A 22,510-nucleotide genomic window follows, 5' to 3' on the forward strand; every position below is an offset into this window, starting at 1 on the left:
TTTTTTAGGGCTGCTTGGGGCTACTGCTCAGAATTGGAAGTAGATAAAGGAGCCGGTGCTTTTCTGGGTGAGCACCAGCACCACGAGCATAAAGGCCCACAGCAGCCCCAGGGCCCACCAGGGCAGGCGCTGGCTTACGCGGGCCACGGAGGTGTTGCGCATCAGCCAGTGCAGGCTGAGGAGGACAGCCATTACCAGCATTACTTTCAGGATGGTGACCGTCGTTAGCAGCTCGATGCGCACCGGGATGGCGCCGAACATGGCCAGCAGCAGGCGCATGGCCGTGTCGAAGTCAGGGGCCCGAAAAAACACCCAGGTCAGGGTAACCAATACGAAGGTGAGCAGGGCCAGGCCCAGCTGCCGGGTAGTGTGGCTGGCGCGCAGCCCAAAGGGCACCAGAGAGGCCTGGCTGATAAGCAGCGCGGGCTCGGCCGGGGTTACCAGGGGCTGAAGCTGCGGCGTGGGCCGGCCGCGAAACAGGCGCTCCAGGCCCAGGAACAGGCCGTGCAGGCCGCCCCACAGCACAAACGTCCAGCTGGCGCCGTGCCAGAGGCCACCGAGCAGCATGGTCAGCATCAGGTTGAGGTAGACGCGGGCGTTGCCGGCCCGGTTGCCGCCCAGCGGAATGTAGAGGTAGTCGCGCAGCCAGCTGGAGAGCGTGATGTGCCAGCGCCGCCAGAAGTCGGAAAAGCCTACCGCCGCATAGGGGTAGCGGAAATTGTCGGGCAGCACGAAGCCCAGGCACAGGGCCGCCCCAATGGCGCAGGTGGAGTAGCCGGCAAAGTCGCAGAATATCTGGCCCGAAAACGCCAGCACGCCCGTCCAGGCGTCGAGCGGGTGCAGCGGGAAAGGCACCCCGAACACCGAGTCGGCCGTGTCGGCCAGCAGGCCATCGGCAATGCCGACCTTCATAAACAAGCCCAGGGTAACAAAGAACAGGCCCTTCACCAGCTGCTCCCGCGAGGCCTGGTGCGGGGCCTTGAGCTGCGGGATAAGCTCGCCGGGGCGCACGATGGGGCCGGCCACCAGCTGGGGGAAGAAGGTGACGAACAGCGAAAAGTCGAGCAGGGACTTCTCGGGCGCAAACTGGCGGCGGTACACGTCCAGGGTGTAGCTCAGGGTCTGGAATGTGTAGAAGGAGATGCCTACGGGCAGGATGATGTCGGCCTTGGGCGGCTGGTAGCTGATGCCGGCCAGGCTGAGCAGCGCCACGAAGTTGTCGAGCAGAAAGCCGCCGTACTTGAAATAGCCCAGCATGCCCAGGTTTACGGCCAGGCTGAGCGCCAGCAGCCCCAGCCGCTTGTGCCGGTTTTGCTCCCGCCCCAGGGCCAGGGCCACCAGGTAGTCGACCACTGTCGAGAGCCAGAGCAGCAGCACGAAGGGCGGGTTCCACACGGCATAGAACAGGTAGCTGGCCAGCAGCAGGTTGGCTTTCTTCACTTTCCAGGCCAGGGGCGCATAGTGCAGCAGCAGCAGCACGGCGAAGAACACCACGAAGGTGTAGGAGTTGAAAACCATGGCTAATGAATGGCTAAGTTGGAAACTACCAGCGGGGAAGCAGCGGAGTAGGCCGCAGCCTGGCGCCAGCCCGTTTTCGGCGCCGCAATGCGAACCAGGTTGGCCGTGAAGCTGCGGGCATCGGCCGGCGTCAGGTGCGACCATTCCGGGCAATGGTAGCGGGCCAGGGCGGGGTAGTCCTGGAAATGAATGCCGGGGGCGCCGGTTTCGCGCAGCAGCCGCTCCCAATACGCCGCCCGGGGAAACGCTTTTTGCTCCATTGCCCACAGGGGCCCATCGGAAGGCATGCGCACGAATACCACCTGCCCGCCCCGGCTCCGGATGCGGGCCACATCGGCGGCAGTCTCCCGAAAAATAGCGGTGAGCAGGCTGTCGCTCATCGGCGACTTCGGGGCTTTCGTGAAGAGGTGCATCCAAATGGCCCGCTGCTGGTTTTGCATGGCCGTATCGGCCTCAAACTCCGGGGTGATAAAGGTTTGCCGGTTGAAGTCGTTGGTGGTAAACTTCATGGGAAAAGCGGGCACCGCAAACACTTTCGGCCGGTTGGGCAGCGGCACCCGCTCCAGAAAGCCCCGCAGGCTGAACAGCTCCTCGTCGAGCAGCAGCAGGCGCGTTTCGAGCTGGCGGTTCAGGGCAAAGCCGCAGCGCTGGGCAATGGACCACTTGGGGTAGTAAGCCACCGACTTGACGGCCTGCTGCTCGGAGTACCCGCCCGGAGCCGTAAAAAAAATGGGTTCGGTGACGTCGACCAGCACGGTGCCTTTAAACCGGGCGTCGCGGGCCAGGTCGGCCAGCACGGGGCGGGGCGAGGTGCCCACCATGGCCAGCTGCGTGGGCGCGGCCTCGGTAGCGGCCTGCCAGGTCGACAAGTCGAGGCCAAACTTGATGCGCGAGGAGCCCAGCAGCACGGGATTGGCCGGGCCGGCCTGGTACACCTTTTCGTGGTGGTGGGCCCAGAGCGCCTCGTCGTCGTTGTAAGAAAGGCGGAAGCCCTGCCCGCGCAGCCAGACCTCCCAGCCTACGCAAAAACCGATGAGCAGCAGCAGGGCCAGCAGCCCCGCTTTTGGATGGGGAGAAGTAGGCATAGATACGTGGATTAAGGTTAAAAAACAGGAAGCGCTCTACAACAAATGCTATTCAGTAAATATATGATAATCAGAGCCAAATTCTAACATTTGGCGAACACTTCATTCCGCGGCCGCGGGGTGGTGCTGCGACCCAGCACCTAATGCGGGGTATGAGGCGGGGCAGCCATAGCTCAGCCAGACCGGGAGCTGGGCTGCGCCGTTATTTCCGGGCCGGGAATGCCGGTGCGGCCGGGAGGCGGCGGGAGCCCAGCGCCCGGCTTGCCGGCAGGCCAAACGCATCGGGGTGCAGGTAGTAGCCGCGCTCAGCAGGCTGCTTGGCTTCTTCCACCGGAATGCGGTGGGCATTGGCGTATTTATCCTGGCGGATGCCCGTTACCTGCCAGCTCACTTCCGCTCCGGGCTGGCCGGCAATGCGGAACTGATTGCCGCTCACCTTGGCCAGCACGTAGGGGGTGAAAGCCGCGCCAATTGGTGTAAGCTGGTAGCGGAAGTCGCGGTTGAGCGTCTCAAACCAGTCGGGCAGCTGCACGGTGGCTTCCCCCCGGGCGTCGAGCGTGATGTTGCCGTTGTAGACGTTCATCATGTCGGGGCTTTCCACGAAGGAGTGGTAGAGGTACTTGTTTTCCGGGTCCAGCGGGTGGTCTATCTTAAACGAGCCGCCGCCCTTGGAAAGGTTGCCCATCACCTGGTGATTACCCGTTGTCTTCCAGTCATCAGTCAGATACCCCAGGCCGGAAAACAGGGTCATGACTTCAACGCCGCCTACCCGGAACTCCACTATTGGAAAGTAGTTCGAGTTAAGCGCACCAGTAAAAGCCTCAATGGTGGCCAGACTATTAAAATTGCCATTGCTGAAGTTGATGCTGGACGAACCCATCGGCCCATCTTGGTGAAGATTGATGGTGGGAGCGTTGTAGCCAGCGGTTTCAAAATAGCCCGCTGTGCCGTCGCTGAGTGCGTAGAGGGCACGGCCAATGCCCTCGTTGTGGATAAACACGGCATTGCCATAAGGAGTATTCGAGGTAGACTCAAACTTTCCGGCGATTTTACCCTGCCCCCAAACACCCACTCCATTGAGGGCCCGGCCAAATAAGCCGGTTCCCGTATTCGACTGCCCCCACACGCCCGTTCCATCGCCCACGCCCTGCACGCCCCGGGAGTAGTTGCCCGTGCTGGTGCCCAATAGCCCATAACTGTTGCTGCCGCTGGCTGTGCCCACCACCCCCCGGCTGGACGAGCCGCTAGCCACCCCATTTACGCCCCGGCTGTTGGCCCCAGCGGCCGACCCGCTCACCCCTTGGCTGTTGGTACCATTGGCGCTGCCTTCCACCCCTACTCCGGTGGTGCTGATGCCCCGTACGCCGGTTCCCGCTCCGCCGTCGCCCTGCACGCCGGTGCCGCCGTTGCTCACGCCGCGCACCCCGAGGCCGGTGGCCGCGTGCGAGCCGTACACGCCCGCCCCAAAGCTGCTGCTGCCGTTGTTGATGCCGCGCACGCCGGCCGAGTTCGTCGACTGCGCAATGCTGGATACCGTGCCTTCTACGCCCACGGCATTGCTGAAAACCGCCGTGCTGATGCCCCGGATGGCCGGGTGGGCAGTGCTGGCATTATGAATTGCCTGCAGTGCCGGCTGGTCGCCTACGGTGCTGATGCGCACCGCAATAGAATCGTTGTCCGCGTTGCTGTTGACAAATACTCCCATGGCTCCCGTGTCCGTGCTTTTCTTTTCGGCATGCAGGGCAATGCCCGTGGTGCTGCGCCCGTACACGGCGGCCCCGGCGTAGCTCACGCCCGCCACGCCCGCATCCAGCGGGGCCGGAATACTCTGGCCCGTGGTGCGCTTAATGCCCACGACACCCTGCCCGCTGCCGCCATCCAGCGAGCCCACCACGCCCTGCCCGGCCGGGGCGCTGCCCCGCACACCGATGCCGCTGCTGCCGGCTATTACGGCCCGCACCGCCACGTTTCCCTGGCTGGTGGCCTGCAGCCCATCGGAGCTGCCGGTATTCGTCACGGCGAATACCGGCCCGATGTTGTTGACGGCCGTGCCGCTATAAGGCAGGCTAAAGCCGGTAGCGGCGGTGGTTTGCACGGTATTGTCGGGAAAGCGGAAGCCGCCGGCGCTGGAGAAAATCTGGCCTACTACGTGCAGCTGCTGGCTGGGCAGGGCGGTGCCGATGCCCACCCGCCCATCGTACCCCCCGCTGGAGGGCATGAATACAAAGTCCTGGCCCCGCAGCTGCAGCACGTCGTCGCGCCCGGATTCGCCAATAGTTACGTAGTCGCCGTCGCCGAACTTAAGCAGCCGGTCGTTGGCCGCGCTGCTCCACTGGGCCAGGCCGAGGCGGGCGTGGCCGCCGTCGACGTGCAGGCGGTCGGCAACCGTGGCGGTGCCGATGCCGACGCTGCCGGCGGCGCTGATGCGCAGGCCGCTGCTGCCGCCGCTGCCCACCAGCTGGTTGGTGCCCAGGTTCAGGTTTTGGGTGGCGGTGTGGTTGCCCAGGTTGTCGGCACTGCCGCCGGCCGGGTTGAGAAACACCCAGGCCGCGGGCGACCCGGCATAGTACCAGAAGCCGGTCTGGGGGCCGCCGCTGGGCGTGCCGTCGGTCTGGTACACCATCAGCCCCTGGGGCGGGCTGGCAATGGCCTGGCGCTGGGCCTGGCTCAGGCGCGGAATCAGCAGGCCGGTGTTGCCGCCCGGACTTTGCACGTCGAGGGCCGCCTTGGCGCTGGGGCTGGAGGTGCCCACCCCTACTGCCTGGGCGTGGCTTCTTAAAGGCAGGCAGCCGAGGAATACACAAACCAGGCACAAGCTTGAGGCAAGAAGTTTCATAGGAGCAGGGTGCGGATGCAGCAGTGAGGTTGACGAATGCAAATGACCGCTGCCAGCCTGCCCTTCGCCATTCGTTTTTGTTGCAAATGCTATGGCAATTGTGGCAACAGGCGCCAGGGGTAGCGTTTTTGCCGCATTGGGCTTGCAATAGCCTGAAAGAAGGCCTCCCTTCTGCTGGAGCAGATTCGCACCTCCAGGTACCGGATTCCTTATCTGCTCCCGCGCTTTGCCAACCCGCCGCGCCTGGTGGGAGTACACCCTCTATTGGTTTGGTGTGCCCGCAGGGATTTACCTTCGGCACCCTTGCTTGTTGCTATGCCGGCTCCTACTCTTACTTCGGGCCCCGCCCCAGAACTGCTGCAAACCCTGTTCGACGTTTCCCTGACGGGGGTTATTCTCTTCCGCCCGGTATATGAGCCCGGGGCCGGCGCTGCCATTACCGACCTGGCTTATGTGCGCCTCAACCCGGCCGCGCAGCGCATGCTGCAGCTGCCCGAAGTGCCGGAACACACCTTTCTGACGCTATACCCGCGGGCCAGCGAAACCGGCATCTTTGCCTTTTACCGCGACACATTTCTCAGCGGCCAGGCCGGCCGCTACGACGTCAACTACCAGCACGACGGGCTGGACAACTACTTCCACCTGGCGGCCCAGCGGGCCGGGGAGCTGCTGGTCGTGAGCTTCACCGACACCTCCGACCACGACCGCAGCGCGGCCGAGCAGGCCCTGCGCGAAAGCCAGGCCCGGGAAAAAGCGGCCCGCGCCACTGCCGAGTCCCAGCAAAAGCGGCTCCGCGAAGTGCTGATGGAGCTGCCAGCCCTTATTGCCTGCTTCACCGGCCCGTCGCATATCTATGACTTTGTTAATCCCAGCTACCAGCAGCTGTTTCCCGACCGCATGCTCCTGGGCAACCCCCTGCGGGAAGCCCTGCCTGAGCTGGTACGGCAAAACTTTCTGGAGCTCTTCGACGAGGTGTACCGCACCGGGGTGCCGTTCTATGGTACTGAGCTGGAGGCCCGGGGCGACTACCACGGCGAGGGCTACCTCACTTACCGCTACTTCAACGTGTACCTGCAGGCCTTGCGCGACGAGCAGGGCCGCATCAACGGCCTGCTCAACTTTGGCTACGACGTAACCGAGCAGGTGCGCGCCCGCCACAAGAGCACGGAAGCCCAGCAGCAGGTGCTCATTCTCAACGAAGAGCTGTCGGCTACCAACGAGGAGCTGATGGCCTCCAACGAGGAAATCCAGGCCAACAACGCCGAGCTACTTCATTCCCAGCAGCAGCTGAACCTGCTCAACCAGGAGCTGGAAAGCCGGGTGCTGCAGCGCACCCTGGCCCTGCTCCGGGCCCAGAACGAAGCCGAACGGCAGCGGGCCCGCCTCGAAAACTTCTTTATGCAGGCGCCGGCCTCCATCTGCATACTCGACGGCCCCGAGCTGGTATTTGAGCTGGTAAACCCCGCCTACCAACAGCTGTTCCCGGGCCGCCGGCTGCTGGGCCTGCCCCTGCTGGAAGCGCTGCCCGAGCTGCGCGGCCATCAGGTATGGCACACCCTGCAGCAGGTGTACCGTACCGGCCACACCCACGAGGAAACCGGCCTGCTGATTCCGGTGGCGCCCTATGAGGGCGGGCCGCTGCATGACTTTTACTTTAACTACATACAGCAGGCCCGCACCAATGAAGACGGGCAGGTAGACGGCGTGCTGGTGTTTGCCTTTGAGGTAACCGAGCAGGTGAAAGCCCGGCACGCAGCCGAAGCCAGCGCCTGGCAGCTACGGGTGGTGACAGACGCCCTGCCCGTGCTCATTGGCTACATTGACCACGAAGGGCGCTACCGATTTGCCAATAAAGCCTACGAAAGCTGGTTTAATCAGAAGCCCGAGCAGCTGCTGGGCCGTGAGGTGCGCGAGGTAATAGGCGAAGAAGCCTTTTCCCAGGTTCAGCACTATTTCAATCGGGCGCTGGCCGGCGAGGCGCTACAGTTCAGCGCCCGCATGCCTTACCGTGAAGACTTCGTCAGGTACATCCATACCAGCTACGTGCCCGACCTGCGCGACGGGGAAGTGGCCGGCTTCTTTACCCTGGTTACGGACGTAACCGAGCAGGAGCTGGCTCGCCAGCAAGTGCAGGACCTCAACGATGAGCTACGGGCCCGCAACGACGAGCTGCATGCTACCAACCACCAGCTGCGGCACATCAACATCGACCTGGACAACTTTATCTACGCGGCCTCGCACGACCTGAAATCGCCCATTACCAACATCGAAGGCCTGCTACAGGTGCTGCAGGAACACCTGCCCCCGGGCAGCCCGCAGCACCCCGACGTAGCCCCCATCCTGGCCATGATGCAGGACTCGGTGCTGCGCTTCAAGCGCACCATCGACGACCTGAGCGACGTGACCAAGCTACAGAAAGAACACGACCTGCCGTCAACCGATGTAGCCCTGGCCGATGTGGTGGAGGATGTGCGCCTCGACCTGCAGCCCTTGCTCTCCCAAACCGGCGGCCAGCTGCTGCTGGAGCTACAGGACTGCCCCAGCGTTTCGTTTTCGACCAAGAACCTGCGCTCGGTGGTGTACAACCTGCTCAGCAACGCCCTGAAATTCCGCCACGCGGAGCGGGTGCCGCTAGTGCGCATCAGCTGCCGGCAGGTCGACGGCTTTACCGTGCTCAGCGTGCAGGACAATGGCCTGGGCCTCGAGCAGTCGCAGCAGGCCGAGCTGTTCACCATGTTTCGCCGCCTCCATACCCACGTCGATGGCACCGGCATCGGCCTTTACATGGTGAAGCGCAGCGTGGAGAATGCCGGCGGGCACGTGGAAGTAGAAAGCGTGCCGGGCGTGGGCTCCACTTTCTCGGTGTTTTTTAAAAGAGGGTGATTTTTGGTGAGGAGGTGATGAAGTGATGAGGTAATGGAGTAATGGGGTGATGAAGTGATGAAATGAGGAGGTAAGAAGAACGTCATCACTTCATCACTTCATCACCTCCTCACCCTGTTTGCGTACAGGGACTATGCTTCCTCCTACTGTTACTTCTACTACCCCCGATGCCCAGGAGCGGCTGCGCTGGGTAGAGCGCATTGTGCACCTCATGGATAGCCAGTTCCGGCTGCCGGGGACGCGCTTCCGCTTTGGCCTCGACCCTCTGCTGGGCCTGCTGCCCGTAGTAGGCGACTTGTCGTCGCTGGCCGTGTCGGGGGCCCTGCTATTGACCATGATGCGGCACGGCGCCAGCGGCGCGGTGGTGGTGCGCATGGCTTTCAACATTCTGCTCGATACCGTCATCGGCTCCATCCCTGTTATTGGCAACCTGTTCGACTTCGCCTTCAAAGCCAACGAGCGCAACCTCAGCCTGCTTCGCCGGCACTACGCCGAAGGGCGGCACCAGGGCAGCGGCAAAGGCCTGCTGCTGGTGATAATACTGGGCTTTCTGCTTGTATTTGGGCTCGTAGCCTGGGGAAGCTTTCTGCTGATGCGCTGGCTATGGCACTACCTCCAGGCCCATCCCCTGTTTGGCTAAAGCGCTTTCTGGTTTGCTGTACACTTTTGAAAGAAGTTAAAAGTTAAGGACTCAGTTCTATAGCCCTGAAATAGTGCATTTTATCCTTTAACCTTCCACCCTTCAACTCTGTACTGACGGCGGCGGCCTTACTCCTGTTCCTGCCTTTCGCCGCTGCTGCTGCCGGCATTGCTTTCAAACAAAAAAGCCGCTTGCCAAACAAGGCAAGCGGCTTTCGAGTGTGCTGGGGAGACAGCACTGGCCAAGATACTGGCTACTCGACCATTAGGTAGGTGGCCTTGGTGCGCACACCGTTGCAGTAGAGAACCAGCAGGTAGCGGGCCGGGGGCAGCGGGCCCAAACGGGCGTGGTGCAGGTAGCGGCCGGCCGGCCGGCCGGCTGCGGGCAGCGGCGTGGCCCACACCCGGCCCAACAAGTCGCAGAGCAGCACCTCGGTAGTAGCCGGTTCCAGCAAGGCGTAGCTTACCTGAAGTACTCCCTTGGTGGGGTCTGCTCGCAACACCGGCGCCTGGAGCACAACGCCTGCCTGGTCCAGGGGTGTAATGCCTAGTACCGGCGATGTGGAGTCAATGGAGCCAGGAAGAGCGGATGAGCTTGCCATTGCCAGCAGCAGATAGGTGTGGAAAATCAGCCTGGGTTATTATTCGCCTTTCAGAATTTTGCTGGTGTGCAGCTTCTTGCCATCAAGCGAGTACGTGATAATGTAAGTACCGGCGGGCAGCGTGCTCAGGTCGGCTTGCAGGCTGTGGGCACCGGCAAATTCCGAGCCTTCGCTACGCAGCGTCTGGCGCACCCGGCCCAGCAGGTCGCTGATTTGCACTTCCACGGTGCCAGCAGCGGGCAGGGTATAGCTGAGCTGCAGCGGGCCGTTGGTGGGGTTGGGCGAGAAGCTCATCTCCAGGGGCATGGCCGGGGTTGTGCCGGGCTGGGCAGCGGCGCTACGGGCAGCAGGGGCGGGCGGCGTAGGCGCCGTCACTGAGTAACGGTATGCGTACATCTCCCAAAAGTATCGCGCGTTCTCGATTTCGATTTGGCTCCAACGGCGGGTACTCATCGGCCCATTGCCTGAGCCGTCCGGGTAAAGCTTCATCATCGCCGCGATGGCCTCGTCGCTGAGCAGGGCGCCGCCCACCTGGTTGCCAGGTCCCGGCCCGCCGCAGGCGTTGAAGCGGTAGTTGCCGGTACGGCCCACCTCATCCGGGGTGTTTACTAACGCGCCCGTAGAAGAGACAGCAACTTCCAAACCCGTACTGCGCACATAGCCGCAGTTAATAGAGGCGAAGTAACTGGCCACCGGCCAGGTGTGCTTACGGATGCTTTCCTCAATTAAGTTGACCTGCTCGTTAGGACGTACCACATACCGGGGCTTCAGCTCGACGAATGCCACCTTGCTGGCCAGCTCGTTCGAAGTGCCGGCAAAGCCCAGAATGCTGGTGCGGTAATACGTGGTGGGGATGTCGCGCAGGGTGCGTCCCGTTCCGCCGTCCATGGTCATCATCTTTCCCACGGCCTGCTGCAGCGTTGATGCACCCACGAAGTCAACGAAGCTTACGTTGGGTCGGTTGGGATGGAAGGTAGAGCCTTGGATAAGGTTGCCGGCAGCCTGTGACCAGTAAGGGTCCATCAGGGTAATGCGGCTGGGCATCCGCGAGGGGCCAGTGGCAGGCTGGTAGTCTTTCACAAACTTCATCTTTGCAACGGCGGCCATCACCAGCTGCCCGCCGAGGGAGTTGCCCACCAGCTCAACCTGGGGCATGGGCGCCGAGGAACTGGCGGGGAAGAGCTTAAAGTATTCGTCCAGGAAAATATCGACTACCGGCTTAGACCAATCCTCCAGGGGGCTGAATGAGTTGTCGGACCGGCGCCAGCGCGTGCCGGGGAAGTTCAGACTAACCTCGAAGTTATAGTGGGTGTCTCTATAGAGCTGGAACGTGCGGTCTGCCGTGTGGATTTTGCGCTCAGAGAACAGCGGAACCGGCTGGCCAATGCTTGGCACTACGTCGTCGGCCAGCTGCTCCCAGTGAAAGATGGCCACGTTCCAACCCCTTGCTTTCCAGCCGTTCTGGGTGTTTATCTTGTCTACCTTGTGAATCAGGTCTTCACGGGTTTTGGCGGCTATCGCTCCCGGCTGGTTGCCGTGCACATAGATGATGGTAGGCTTGCTGGGGTCGTAAAACCGGGTAGGTATACCGGGTACCAGCTTCCGCGCGCCGGCCACATCCAGATAGGTATCATCCTGCGCATCAATGAAATACAAACCAGCATCCAGCTCGTCGTAGTAGTAGTACTGCACCGACTGGGTTTCGTGGTCGAACTCCACTATGAGGTTGGCTACATGGGCCACAAGGCGGGAGGGCACCATGGCGCGGTCGTTTTTCAGGTAAGGCGCCACGGACATGATAGAATCACGCCCGTTAACATTGACGGTGGTATTACCCGTTCTGAAGCGCAGGCTATAAGTGCCGATTCCGCCGGGCTTGGGCTTGGAAGCTGAAATCTCCCGGGTTGAGCTGTTGTAAGTAACCGTGAAGCCCAGGCGCTGAAATACAAAAGCCGCCGGTACCATCACCGTGCCGTTCAGGTTTTCGGGCGTGGTGGTGACCGTAGGCGAAAACACCAGCGGAATGCCGTTGACCAGCACATGTGCGGGGGTGGGCTGGGCCCAGGCACCTAGCGAGCCAAGTAAAAAGAAGAGCGTTAAAAAACGTTTCATGAATTAGTTAAGTGGGGGTATTGATTTGATGCTGCAAAGTTTGCCCCTGGGTCCAGGCCCCGGCAAATGAGCAACCCGGGCGCTTGGACGAACGACACGCTTGCGGTGGTAAACGACGAAAAATGTTGGACCATGCCCGGCCAGCAGCTGGCTGCACTTCCGGTTGGCAGGAGGCTTTCTACCGTTGCCGGCCTGCAATGCCGCTGATTTAGCAGCGCTTGCCATCGAGCCTGTTGCGCTGTGGAATGGGCAATGGCGCACATCCAGCTCGATGGCCTACCGCCCGTTGCCCGGCCATACCCTGCGGGGCATGGGGTGGTGCCTCCAGTGTGGCAGCGGGTGTCAGGCACCTGGCCGCGACGGACGGCCGGCTTGGCGTGCTCGGTACAAGGCAAGGGCACCCGCCTGGGCGGTCGCTCTGTGTTCCTGCGGAGTTTTCGGCTCCCGCCGGTCATGCTACTCCCGCATAATTAAAGGGCAATCGAACGAATTCGGTCGTTGGTCATTCCCCTGCTGTCGTTGGTCCAAATGAGGCCGGCTGCCGCTAGCTCCCGAGCGGTATAAGGGACAACTTTGAATTAGTCAACCTTCTCGCCCTCCTTCTGCCTGCACTAGCTTTTTCCCGGCCGGCTCACGGCGCCGGCAGCATCAAAGCAGGCAGCTCCTCCCCTTACGGCCACTCTGCACGGCCATCGCATTTTCCCAGGAGGGCGCCCTTTTCTGAGCGGCCATCCGGAGGCCCGCTCACTACCTCAGGCACGGCGAGTAAAGCCGGTAGCCAAGGTCGAGGGAGTAACCCCTTCGGTTCACCCGGCACACTCCCCACTCCTAACCCCTCCGTTGATGACAGCCCTACTGCTTGCCGGCCCTGCCCGGCAAGTAACCCTGGCCCCCGCTGCGCCCCCCCTGCTGCACGTGGCCTACACCCTCACCGCCCCCGCTACCACCGAACTGCTGCTGTGCGACCTGCTTGGCCGGGTGCTGGCCCCGCTGCTTCCGGCGACGGCTCAGCCCGCCGGCACTTATGAATACCTGCATTCCGCCAGCTTGCTCGGGCTACCCGCCGACACCTATTTACTCGCCTTCTACTGCAATGGCACCTGCCTCAAGACCAGGCCATATGTTGTCGAAATTCATCAGCATACATAACAATAAAACAGACAGTTAAGCCTAGCTGCTCTACTTCTGCTTGAATACGTTTTCTCACCCTTTACCCCACACTCCATCCAATCTATGAAGACAGCTTTACACTTCCGCAACACCCTGCTAACCGGGGGCCTGGCGCTGGCCAGCCTGGGAGCCTGGGCCCAGAAGGGCAGCATTGCGCTGCGCGTAACCGACCAGTACACCGGGTTTGCCGTGCGCCATGCCCGTATTGAGCTGCTGACCCCGGCCGGGCAGCGCGAAACCCTGACCACCCGGGAAAATGGCAAGCTCACGCTGGCCAATCGCGAAGGGCAGCTTTCCTTTCTGATTTCGGCCCCGGGCTACGCCCCCATTAGCACGCAGTTTAAAGCCGGCGCTGTGGCCCAGCTGAACGCCGAAGTGCAGCTCGACCGCCTGCAGCCCCTGGCCGGGGAGCAGAAAGCCCGCCCCGCGCTGGCTCCCAACCAAACCCTGATTGAAGGCTACGTGAGCGACCGGGAGCAGGGCCTGCCCCTGCCCGGGGTGCAGGTGCGCGTGGGCAAAGCCACGGCGGTATCCAACGCGGCGGGCTACTACCAGCTGCTGCTGACCAGCACCGGCCCGCAGCAAGAAGAGTTTGTAAAGGAGAAAGCCGACATCACCTTTTCCCGCCCGGGCTACGCCAGCTACCAGCTGCCGGCCTACCGCCTGATTGGCGAAAGCTACCTCTTCCGCACTTCCCTCTCGCCGCTGCCGGCGGGCTTCGACGCCCGCCCCGGCCGGGGCTCGGTGCCCACCGAAACGGAAACCAGCCACCACGGCTTCTTCGACAAAACCGGTGCCGAGCCCGAGCGTGCCCAGGACCACCAACCAGCCCTGACGGCCCCCGCGCCCGGCTCGACAGCCAGCCGCATCACGGCCGTAGCGCTGCCCACCAGCATCCGCGTGGGCACCAGCTGCTCCTGCAACAGCTGCTCCAACGTGACGGTGGTGTCGCTTGAATCCTACGTGCGCAGCGGCCTCGATAACGAGTGGATTTCGGGCTGGGGCGTCAACTCGCTGCGGGCGGGCGCCATAGCCTACCGCAGCTACGGCGCCTACCACGTGGCCAACCCCCTCAACTCAAACTACGACATCAGCAACACCACCTGCCGCCAGGTATGGGACAGCCAGGAAGTGCCTTCCACGCGCGACGCGGCCATCGACACCCAGGGGGAAGTGCTGGTGAAAAACGGGGCCATTGCCTTCACCGAGTACTCGTCGGAAAACAACAATGCCGGCTGCGGCAATGGCTTTGCGGGCAACGGCACCAGCACCTCGCCCTGCATCTCGGACCCGCTGTGCTCGGGCCGCGCCAAGTTTGGCCACGGCCGCGGCATGTGCCAGTACGGCTCCAGCTTCTGGCACACCAACGGCAAAACCTACCAGTGGATTATCGACCACTACTACTCCCCCACGGGCATCAGCCTGCAGTCGCCGGTAGTGGCCGACACGCAGGCACCCACGACGGCCATCTCCGGCCCGGCCAGTGCCACGGCCAGCTTCACGGCCACTTTTACCGATGCCGACAACGTGGGCGTGACCAGCCGCTTCTACCAGCCCCTGGAGTGGCGCAGCAACGAGTGGCGCGCCAACCGCGGCAATGGCTTCTACAACGACAACTTCGGCAACAGCAGCCTCCACCCCGACTACGTGCAGGGCCTGGCCGACTGGAAGGGCACCTGGGCCGAAACCACGGCCGGCACCCTGCGCCAGACGGATGTGGTGGCCACCAACACGGCCATCTCCACCTTTCTCTCCCAGACCTCGGGCAATACCTACCTCTACCAGTTTGCTGCCAAGGTGAACAACAGCAGCGGCGCGCGGCGCTTCGGCCTGCACATTATGGCCAGCGACGTGACCGTGCGCGAGCGGGGCAACTCCTACCTCATCTGGTTTGCCATCGACCAGCAGAAGGTATCCATCATCGAAACCATCAACAACGTGCTCAACCCCCGCGCCTCGGCTACCATCAGCCTGGCCGGCGGCAGCTTCAGCGACTACAAAGTGGTGTACAGCACCAGCACAGGCACCGTGCAGGTGTACCAGAACAACAAGCTGGTAACGAGCTGGACCGACTCGACCCCGCTCACCAGCGGCGCCAACATCTCGCTGCGTACCAGCGAGGCCGACGTGGAGTTTGATGACCTGAAGGTGTACAAGAGCCGCGGCACCACGGCCACCATCACCGTGGGCAATGCCAACACCAACGACATCCGCACCTCGGGCACGCCGGGCGCGAAAATCAAAAGCCTGGTGAAGGATGCCGCCAACAACTGGTCGACGCCCGGCAACCTGGACGTGAACATATCCATACTGGCCGGCGCCGCCCGCCAGGCTGCCGCGGAGGCGGCCAGCGTGTACCCCAACCCGCTGACGGCAGAAGATGGGCAGCTGACCATTCGGTACGGGCTGGCCCAGGCCACGGTAGTCACCATCGACCTCTTCGATAGCCAGGGCACCCTGCTGCGCAGCCTGGTGCGCGAGCTGCCGGCCGGCACGCACCAGACCCAGGTACCGGCGCTGGCCCTGGCCAGGCAGGGCCTGTACTTCGTGAAGCTCTCCACCCCTGGCAGCAAAAGCCAGCTGCTGCAGGTGCTGAAAAACTAAACCGTTGGCGACGGTAGAAAGGAGGAGTGCCGACGCCCGGGCACTACCCATGCGCTGGGCCAGGCCTCCTTCTTTCTTGCCCGCCCTTGCGCCCACTGGCGCTTATGAACACCCATAAATCAACCCACTTACGACCCAGGTCAACCGCATTCCTATTGTTCCACTTTTACCATTTCACTCCTTTCCGCATGAAACAAACACTCCATCTTATAACCGCAGCCGCCCTGTGTGCGCTGTCCTGGGCAGCCCAGGCGCAGGAAGCACGGGCGACCTTCTACCAGCAGGACCGCCTCTACGAGGTGCTCCCTCATCAGAACCCCACGCTGCTGGGCCAGCAGGTGGCCGCCAAGCCCGGCCGCCTGACCTCGGCTTCCGTGGTGGTGCTGTACCCGCAGGATATCGACGCCCGCCTGACGGTACCCGCCGGCCACGTCTTCTTCCAGGGCTTGCAGTCGCCCCACCAGCCCGAGTGGGTGTACCTGGAGCGGGCCGAAATTGGCACCGCTTTCAATCTCTGGCTCTACAATACCCAAACCAACCACAAGCAGCTGCTTTTTACCCAGCAGGACAGCCCCGTGCCCGGCTACGCCGTGAAGCCCATCGCCTGGTCGGCCGACCGAAGCGTGCTGTACCTGGAAGCACTGAAGTTTGATACCGACCTCGACCACGAAGGCGTCTGGTCGTTTGACCTGCGCACGCGCCAGGTACAGCAGCTGGCGCTGGCCCCCAAGTACTTTACCACGCCGCTGCTCTCGCCGGGGCGCGACAAGTTTCTGTACACGGTGAGCACCGAACAGGAGCGCGACCTCATTCATGGCTTTGCCGATGAAGTGGTGGTGTACGACCTGGCCACCCGCACCGAAACCGTGGTGGCCCAGCAGCAAGGCGTGCCCCATGCCGTGGCCGGTTGGGCCGCGACGCCCCTCACCCCGGCCGATACCGAAAGTGCCAGCAGCCCCGGCCTGCCCACCGCCGCCGCCCGCGTTTCGGCCATCGACTACCGCCTGCCCTGGGATGCCAACCGCGAGTACTACGTGTCGCGCCACGGCACCCCGGCTCCTACGGGCCCGCACACGCCCTCCGGCAGCCGCACCACCATTTACGACGGCTTCACCCTGCACTCCTATGCGGCCCTGGATTTCGACACGCCCGACAACGCCGACCACAACGTGCGGGCGGCCGCGCCGGGCACGGTCACGTTTGCTGGCTTCTGCGAAGGCTCCTGCCGCTACGGCAACCTGGTCATTATATCACACGCCGACGGCACCCGCACCTATTACGCCCACAACAAGAGCATTAGCGTGACGGTGGGACAAACCGTGCAGACCGGTACCGTGCTGGCCATTGAAGGCACCACCGGCGTCGGCTCGACCGGCGACCATATTCACTTTGAGTGGCGGGCCGCCGGGGGCAATGCCTCCACGCTGGGCACGTTTTCCGACGTAGGCCAGCCCCGCCGGGGCTGGAAGTACCTTTCCACGACGCCCAACGGCAGCACCACGCCGCCACCGGCCACCGATACCACCGTGCCCACCACCAGCATCGCGGCGGCCAACGGCAGCAGCACGCAAACCGCTGACTTCACGGTGAACTTCACCGACGCCGACAACGTGGGCGTAACCGAACGCTTCTATCAGCCCCTGGAATACCACGCTACGCCCGGCGAATGGCGCGGCAACCGCGGCAATGGCTTCTACAACGACAACTTCGGCACCGGCACCCTGCACTCGGACTACACCTTCGGCACGGCCGACTGGCGGGGCGTGTGGGGCGTAACACCCGAAGGCCGCCTCAAGCAGAGCGACGCAGTGCCCACCAATACGGCCCTCAACACCTTCCTCTCGCAAACCAACGGCAACACCTACCTCTACCACTTTGCGGCCCGCATCCTGGGCGATGAGCTAACCCGCACCGGGCGCTTCGGCCTGCACATCATGGCCAGCGACGTGACCGTGCGCGAGCGGGGCAACTCCTACCTCATCTGGTTTTCCAACGACGACCAGAAGGTGCGCATCATCGAAACCATCAACAACGTGCTCAACCCTCGCGCCGAGGGCGACATCATGGTGGAAGCCGGCACCTTTGCCGACTACAAGGTGACCTACAACACCAGCACCGGGGCCGTGCGCGTGTACCAGAACAGCCGCCTGGTGCTCACCTGGACCGACAGCACGCCGCTGACCGGGGGGAGCTATATGTCGCTGCGTACCAACCAGGCGCAGGTGGAGTTCGACGACCTGAAAGTGTACAAGAACCGCAGCACCAGCCGCCTCGTGACGGTGGGCACGGCCCTGTCGAAAGACCTGCGCCGGGCTTCGCCCAACAGCAGCACCCCGGCCGGCAAAATCAAGAGCCTGGTGCGCGATGCCGCCGGCAACTGGTCGACGGCCGGCAACCTGGACCTGGTTATCAACCTGCCCGCGGCCCGCAGCGCCACGGCCGAAATGGCCACCGCCGTGTACTCCAACCCGGTGGAAGCCCAGAGCGCCATGGCCTACGAGCTGCCCGAGAACGGCAAGGTGAGCATTGTGCTGCTCGACGGACAAGGCAAAATCATTGAGACGCTGCTCAGCGGTGCCCAGGACGCCGGACGGCACGAGGTGTCGCTGGCTTCGCTCAGCGGCCTGCAGGCCGGCATCTACTACGTGCGCATTCAGGCCGGCAAGCACAGCAGCACGACCCGGGTAGTAAAGCAATAGCTGCCCCATCCCTCAACCTTTCCCTTTGATTTTGCCATGAAGCTGACTTCTTTATTTTTCCTGCTGCTGCTCGGTGCGGCCCCCGCTCAAAGCATTGCCCAACCCACTACCACTGAAGCCGCACCCGCCGAGCGGCCCCTGCTGCCCGGCGAAGGCAAAGCCCGCGTGCTGCTGCCGCTGAACGGCGGCCAGGCGCTGGCCAGCCGCCACCACCTGCAGGTAACCGACACCGGCACCCGGCTGGAGGCCGGGCAATCCGAAGGCTGGTTTACCTCGCAGCCCATCCGGATTACGCTCACCGACGCGCGGCCCTTCATTTCGGCAATGCCCGTGTGGCAGGGCCAGAATTTATACGCCACCAACCTCACCGTTGAGGTGCGCAGCTCCACCAATGGCAAGCGCTGGAGCGAGTGGAAGGCAACGGGCTTCGAGGGCCACGCCGACGACGATGCCACCCGGCGCGTAGGCAAGGTGCAGCAGTTCGAGCCCCACATCCGCTACGTGCAGTACCGGGCTTCGCTGAGCAGCAATACCGGCTCGGCTCCCGTGCTGAACGCCCTGGAAGTGCTGTTCTACAGCCCCGGGGAAACCCCCGCCGCAGAGCCGGGCAGCGGAGTTGAGCCGGGCACGGCCAGCCGCATCACGGCTACCTGCGCCAAGCCCACCGTGACCTCACGTGCTGGCTGGGGCGCCCGCACGCCCAGCGGCACGCGCAGCTACACCACTGTCACGCACCTGGTGGTGCACCACGAGGAAGGCCCCAATTCCGCCAGCGACTGGGCCGCCCGCGTGCGCTCCATCGAAAGCCTGCACATCGACGTGAACAAGTGGGCCGACATCGGCTACAACTACCTCATCGACCCCAACGGGGTGATTTACGAAGGCCGCTCGGGCGGCGACAACGTGATTGGGGCGCACTTCTGCGCCGGCAACGCCAACACCCTGGGAGTGTGCATGATGGGCAGCTACACCAGCGTGCTGCCTACCTCCGCTGCCCTCAACAGCCTCAAGCAGCTGCTGGCCTGGAAAGCCTCGCAGATGGGCATCGACCCCACGGGCACTTCCAACCACTACGTAGCCGGCGTTATTCCGAATGTGCCCGGCCACCGCGACAACGGCGGCTGTACCACCTGCCCCGGCAATACGCTTTACAGCTACCTGCCCACGGTGCGCACCGACATTAAAAGCTACATCAGCAACAGCTGCGGCAGCACCCCGCCACCCAGCACCGACACCACTGCCCCCACTACCAGCATCAGCGCGCCGGCCAGCACGGTGAGCGACGACTTCACGGCCACCTTTACCGATGCCGACAACGTGGGCGTGACCGAGCGCTACTACCAGGTGCTGGAAAGCGCCAACGGCACCGAGTGGCGGGCCAACCGCGGCAACGGCTTCTTCAACGACAACTTCGGGGCCTCGGCCCTGAGCGCGGAATGGACCGCCCGGACCGGCACCTGGGCCCGCACCACCGACGGACGCCTGCGCCAGACCAACACCACGCTCACCAACACCAACATCTCGACGGCCCTCTCCCAGGGCTCCGGCCAGAGCTACCTCTACCAGTTTGCCGCCAAGCTGAACAGCACCACCGGCTCGCGCCGCTTTGGCATGCACCTGTTTGCCGACGACGTGACCGCGACCGAGCGCAACAACTCCTACCTGGTGTGGTTCACGGCCGACGACCAAAAGGTGCGCATCATCGAAACCACCAACAACGTGCTCACGGAACGGGCCGTGGGCAACGCCACCATTACCGCCGCTGCCTGGGCCGACTACAAAGCCACCTATAACGCGACCACCGGCGTGCTGAACGTGTACGTGAACAACGCGCTCAAGCTGACCTGGACCGACCCCACTCCCCTGGCCAGCGGCAACGGCTTTTCGCTGCGCACCAACCAGGCCGATGTCGAGTTCGACGACGTGAAAGTGTACAAGAGCCGCGGCAGCAGCAAGCTGGTGACCGTGGGGGTCGAGTCGAACCAGGATGCCCGCCGGGCCAGCGTGAACAGCACCACGCCGGCCTGCAAAGTCAAAAGCCTGGTGCGCGACGCAGCCCACAACTGGTCGGCCGTGGGCAACCTCGACCTGGTGGTAACCTTCCCGGCTGCCCGCACGGCCAGCGCCCAGGCTTTTCACACCGATGTTACCCCCAACCCGGTAGACGAGGCCAGCACCCAGGTAGCCTATGTGCTGGAGCAGGCCCAGGACATGACCCTGACCCTGCTTGACCTGCGTGGCCGGCCCGTGCAGGTACTGCACCAGGGCCCGCAGGACGCCGGTCGCCACGAGCTAAGCCTGGCCACGCAAAAGCTGCAGCCCGGCGTGTACCTGCTGCGCGTGCAGGGCGCCAATGGCCAGCTGGAGCTGCTCCGCATCCTGAAGCAATAGGCGGCGAACCCAAAAGCGCCCCTCCTCTCCCGCACCCAGCCTTTACCCGACGGGTGCGGGAAAGAAGGGGCGCTTTTGCATCGCCTCTGCCCGCAACAGCTTTTTCAACCATAACCCCAACTCATGTTCCCTTTAACAGAAAAAACCTTGTCGATTGCCCGCCCCCTTTCCCTGCTCACGGGCCTGTTCGTGGCCACCAGCAGCTGTGCATCGTTCCAAGATGAAGCGGCCCGGCCCCAGGGCGTCAGCAGCAGCCAGGATTCCCAGGCCGGCCTGGTCTGGTCCAGCGGCTCGCTTAGCAGCGGCACGCTCGTAGCCCCCGCCAACCTGCGCCACCTGCCCGGCGTGAACGACGCCACCGGTGGCGGCGGCCTCACCGGCCCGCAGTTCTGGAAAAGCAACAACCCCGAGGCCCTCACCGGCGAAGGCTGGATGATGACCAACGGCAACAACGCCCCGCAGCGGGGCGGCACCGCCACGCCCCTCACCGGGCCGGTGGCCCTCTACCTCTCGCACCTCAACTACTCCGGGCAGACCAACAACCTCGGGCAGCCGACCACCAGCCGCAGCATCTACGTTCACCTCATCGCCAGCAACCCCAGCCCCACCCCCATCACCATCACCGGCCGGGGCAAAATGATAGCCAACAACCTGTGGCGCTTCCGCCAAACCGACCCTTCCCTGAAAAGCTCCTGGTACCTGTGCTCCGAAGCCTGGCTGAACGCCGACCTCACCCAGGTGAGCGTTACCATTCAGCCGTACAAGGCCGTGGAAATTGCCAAAGTGCTGCTTCCCGCCAAGCCCGCCAATGGCGATGCCTACACCACCGAAGGCCGCTACGAGCTGGACGTGGCCGGCGGCGGGGCCTTCTTCTCATCGGTGGCCACCTTCGACGGCAGCCTGACCCGCGCCATCACGTTCGGCACCGGCTCCACTGGGCAGCAGGCCACCTCCATCAAGGGGGAGCCCAAGATTGTAATCGACGAGTCGGGCGAGAACTACGGCCGCGAAGCCGGCATTGCCAGCCACGCCACCTATTACTCGGGCGACGTGAACATCAGCCTGCCAGCTACCACCAGCCACATGGGCCTGTGCTTCAACACCAACAACCGCAAGCCCGTGGCTACGGGCTCTACCGTGTATTATCAGGACCAAAGCGCCCCCTACACCATGCGCCTGCAGTCGTCGACGCGTACCTGGGCCGGCTATGGCCACAAGTACAGCGCCAAGCTGATACTGTCTAACCCTAACTCCACGCCAAGAAACGTCCGCATCTCCCTGGGAGCCAATCCCATCAACGATTTGGGAGCCAGCACTGTACTCTTCGACTCACCGGTTCAAACCTACCTGAACGGCGTGCTTTCTACCTCGCAGCTGCACCAGGTTATTCTCTACAACAACCAGTACAGCACCAGTCCCCGGGGCCCGCAGCGCCAGAGCCTGCGCACCGTAGCGGTGCCGGCCAATGGCACCGTTACCGTGAACGTGCTCTGCTACGTGCCCGGCCTGGGCTTCGGCGCCGGCCTGCAGCTGGATTTGGAATCAGGCATTTAATGGCTGCTGGCCTGGTAACCGGGTCTGCATAGCGTATCCCAATTGCCATGGGTCTGCTTTAAGTTGTCAGTTGTAGGTCTCTGAGTAGGCATTTGACTGTCAAGTCACAACTGACAACCCACTTACTTCTGAAAAACCACTTAAAACCCAATGAATCAACCCGGCCCGGTAAGGGCCGGGTTTTTTGTTGGCTTGGGTAGTTGCTCAGCTGATTGAAGCCAACCTGCAAATCCTGAATGCTCTTTTAGCTACGCTCCACACCGGTTACTTTCCTGCGCCTGCGCCCAGAGAACCAGCGGGGAAGGAGACGACAAAGTCTGCCTGGCCGGCCGGCGGCAGCAGCAGCTGGCCGCCGAGCTGCCGGGCCAGGCTCTGCACCAGGCGCAGGCCCAGCGACGAGGCCTGGGCCAGGGTAAA

The 22,510-nt window shown here is 63.1% G+C and carries 12 protein-coding genes; 7 read left to right on the forward strand and 5 right to left on the reverse strand.

The window, feature by feature from the left end; all coding sequences use genetic code 11:
- Positions 1–27: 27 nt before the first annotated feature.
- The 3 genes from ABD919_RS17330 to ABD919_RS17340 form a co-directional block, all read right to left on the reverse strand.
- Positions 28–1,518, reverse strand: a complete 1,491-nt coding sequence (locus ABD919_RS17330; RefSeq protein ID WP_345237306.1) for an MBOAT family O-acyltransferase — start codon at positions 1,516–1,518, stop codon at positions 28–30.
- A gap of 2 nt (positions 1,519–1,520) precedes the next feature.
- The gene (locus tag ABD919_RS17335; RefSeq protein WP_345237307.1) at positions 1,521–2,603 is read right to left on the reverse strand and encodes a hypothetical protein; all 1,083 of its coding nucleotides are present in this window, start codon (positions 2,601–2,603) and stop codon (positions 1,521–1,523) included.
- A 202-nt stretch (positions 2,604–2,805) separates the two neighbouring features.
- Complete coding sequence (locus ABD919_RS17340; RefSeq protein ID WP_345237308.1) at positions 2,806–5,439, reverse strand: autotransporter outer membrane beta-barrel domain-containing protein; 2,634 nt, start codon at positions 5,437–5,439, stop codon at positions 2,806–2,808.
- A 315-nt stretch (positions 5,440–5,754) separates the two neighbouring features.
- Here ABD919_RS17340 and ABD919_RS17345 point away from each other — a divergent pair, with 315 nt between their 5' ends.
- Complete coding sequence (locus tag ABD919_RS17345; protein WP_345237309.1) at positions 5,755–8,322, forward strand: PAS domain-containing protein; 2,568 nt, start codon at positions 5,755–5,757, stop codon at positions 8,320–8,322.
- 133 nt (positions 8,323–8,455) lie between these two features.
- Positions 8,456–8,962 carry a DUF4112 domain-containing protein gene (locus ABD919_RS17350; RefSeq protein WP_345237310.1) on the forward strand — a complete coding sequence of 169 codons (507 nt, stop codon included), beginning with the start codon at positions 8,456–8,458 and terminating at the stop codon, positions 8,960–8,962.
- Positions 8,963–9,215: 253 nt separating this feature from the next.
- Here the strand turns inward: ABD919_RS17350 and ABD919_RS17355 are convergent, their stop codons facing one another.
- Together ABD919_RS17355 and ABD919_RS17360 are read right to left on the reverse strand one after the other, a co-directional pair.
- Positions 9,216–9,563: a hypothetical protein gene (locus ABD919_RS17355; protein WP_345237311.1), complete on the reverse strand. Its 348-nt coding sequence runs from the start codon at positions 9,561–9,563 to the stop codon at positions 9,216–9,218.
- Positions 9,564–9,602: 39 nt separating this feature from the next.
- On the reverse strand, positions 9,603–11,675 hold the full coding sequence (locus ABD919_RS17360; RefSeq protein ID WP_345237312.1) for a stalk domain-containing protein: 2,073 nt from the start codon (positions 11,673–11,675) through the stop codon (positions 9,603–9,605).
- A gap of 843 nt (positions 11,676–12,518) precedes the next feature.
- Here ABD919_RS17360 and ABD919_RS17365 point away from each other — a divergent pair.
- The 5 genes from ABD919_RS17365 (at position 12,519) to ABD919_RS17385 (ending at position 22,093) form a co-directional block, all read left to right on the forward strand.
- Positions 12,519–12,824 carry a hypothetical protein gene (locus ABD919_RS17365; protein WP_345237313.1) on the forward strand — a complete coding sequence of 102 codons (306 nt, stop codon included), beginning with the start codon at positions 12,519–12,521 and terminating at the stop codon, positions 12,822–12,824.
- A gap of 84 nt (positions 12,825–12,908) precedes the next feature.
- Complete coding sequence (locus ABD919_RS17370) at positions 12,909–15,449, forward strand: SpoIID/LytB domain-containing protein (RefSeq protein ID WP_345237314.1); 2,541 nt, start codon at positions 12,909–12,911, stop codon at positions 15,447–15,449.
- Between the two features lie 188 nt (positions 15,450–15,637).
- Positions 15,638–18,148 (forward strand): peptidoglycan DD-metalloendopeptidase family protein, encoded by a 2,511-nt coding sequence (locus ABD919_RS17375; RefSeq protein WP_345237315.1) that lies wholly within the window; start codon positions 15,638–15,640, stop codon positions 18,146–18,148.
- Between the two features lie 36 nt (positions 18,149–18,184).
- Positions 18,185–20,539: an N-acetylmuramoyl-L-alanine amidase gene (locus tag ABD919_RS17380; protein ID WP_345237316.1), complete on the forward strand. Its 2,355-nt coding sequence runs from the start codon at positions 18,185–18,187 to the stop codon at positions 20,537–20,539.
- Positions 20,540–20,662: 123 nt separating this feature from the next.
- Positions 20,663–22,093 (forward strand): hypothetical protein, encoded by a 1,431-nt coding sequence (locus ABD919_RS17385; RefSeq protein WP_345237317.1) that lies wholly within the window; start codon positions 20,663–20,665, stop codon positions 22,091–22,093.
- Positions 22,094–22,510: the final 417 nt, after the last annotated feature.

This window comes from Hymenobacter saemangeumensis (genome assembly GCF_039541835.1).
Classification (GTDB): Bacteria; Bacteroidota; Bacteroidia; order Cytophagales; family Hymenobacteraceae; genus Hymenobacter; species Hymenobacter saemangeumensis.

Excerpts from the sequence above, each read along its gene's own strand:
- ABD919_RS17330 (WP_345237306.1), bottom strand. The coding sequence starts at position 1,518 with ATGGTTTTCAACTCCTACACCTTCGTGGTGTTCTTCGCCGTGCTGCTG.
- ABD919_RS17335 (WP_345237307.1), bottom strand. The coding sequence starts at position 2,603 with ATGCCTACTTCTCCCCATCCAAAAGCGGGGCTGCTGGCCCTGCTGCTG.
- ABD919_RS17340 (WP_345237308.1), bottom strand. The coding sequence starts at position 5,439 with ATGAAACTTCTTGCCTCAAGCTTGTGCCTGGTTTGTGTATTCCTCGGC.
- ABD919_RS17345 (WP_345237309.1), top strand. The coding sequence starts at position 5,755 with ATGCCGGCTCCTACTCTTACTTCGGGCCCCGCCCCAGAACTGCTGCAA.
- ABD919_RS17350 (WP_345237310.1), top strand. The coding sequence starts at position 8,456 with ATGCTTCCTCCTACTGTTACTTCTACTACCCCCGATGCCCAGGAGCGG.
- ABD919_RS17355 (WP_345237311.1), bottom strand. The coding sequence starts at position 9,563 with ATGGCAAGCTCATCCGCTCTTCCTGGCTCCATTGACTCCACATCGCCG.
- ABD919_RS17360 (WP_345237312.1), bottom strand. The coding sequence starts at position 11,675 with ATGAAACGTTTTTTAACGCTCTTCTTTTTACTTGGCTCGCTAGGTGCC.
- ABD919_RS17365 (WP_345237313.1), top strand. The coding sequence starts at position 12,519 with ATGACAGCCCTACTGCTTGCCGGCCCTGCCCGGCAAGTAACCCTGGCC.
- ABD919_RS17370 (WP_345237314.1), top strand. The coding sequence starts at position 12,909 with ATGAAGACAGCTTTACACTTCCGCAACACCCTGCTAACCGGGGGCCTG.
- ABD919_RS17375 (WP_345237315.1), top strand. The coding sequence starts at position 15,638 with ATGAAACAAACACTCCATCTTATAACCGCAGCCGCCCTGTGTGCGCTG.
- ABD919_RS17380 (WP_345237316.1), top strand. The coding sequence starts at position 18,185 with ATGAAGCTGACTTCTTTATTTTTCCTGCTGCTGCTCGGTGCGGCCCCC.
- ABD919_RS17385 (WP_345237317.1), top strand. The coding sequence starts at position 20,663 with ATGTTCCCTTTAACAGAAAAAACCTTGTCGATTGCCCGCCCCCTTTCC.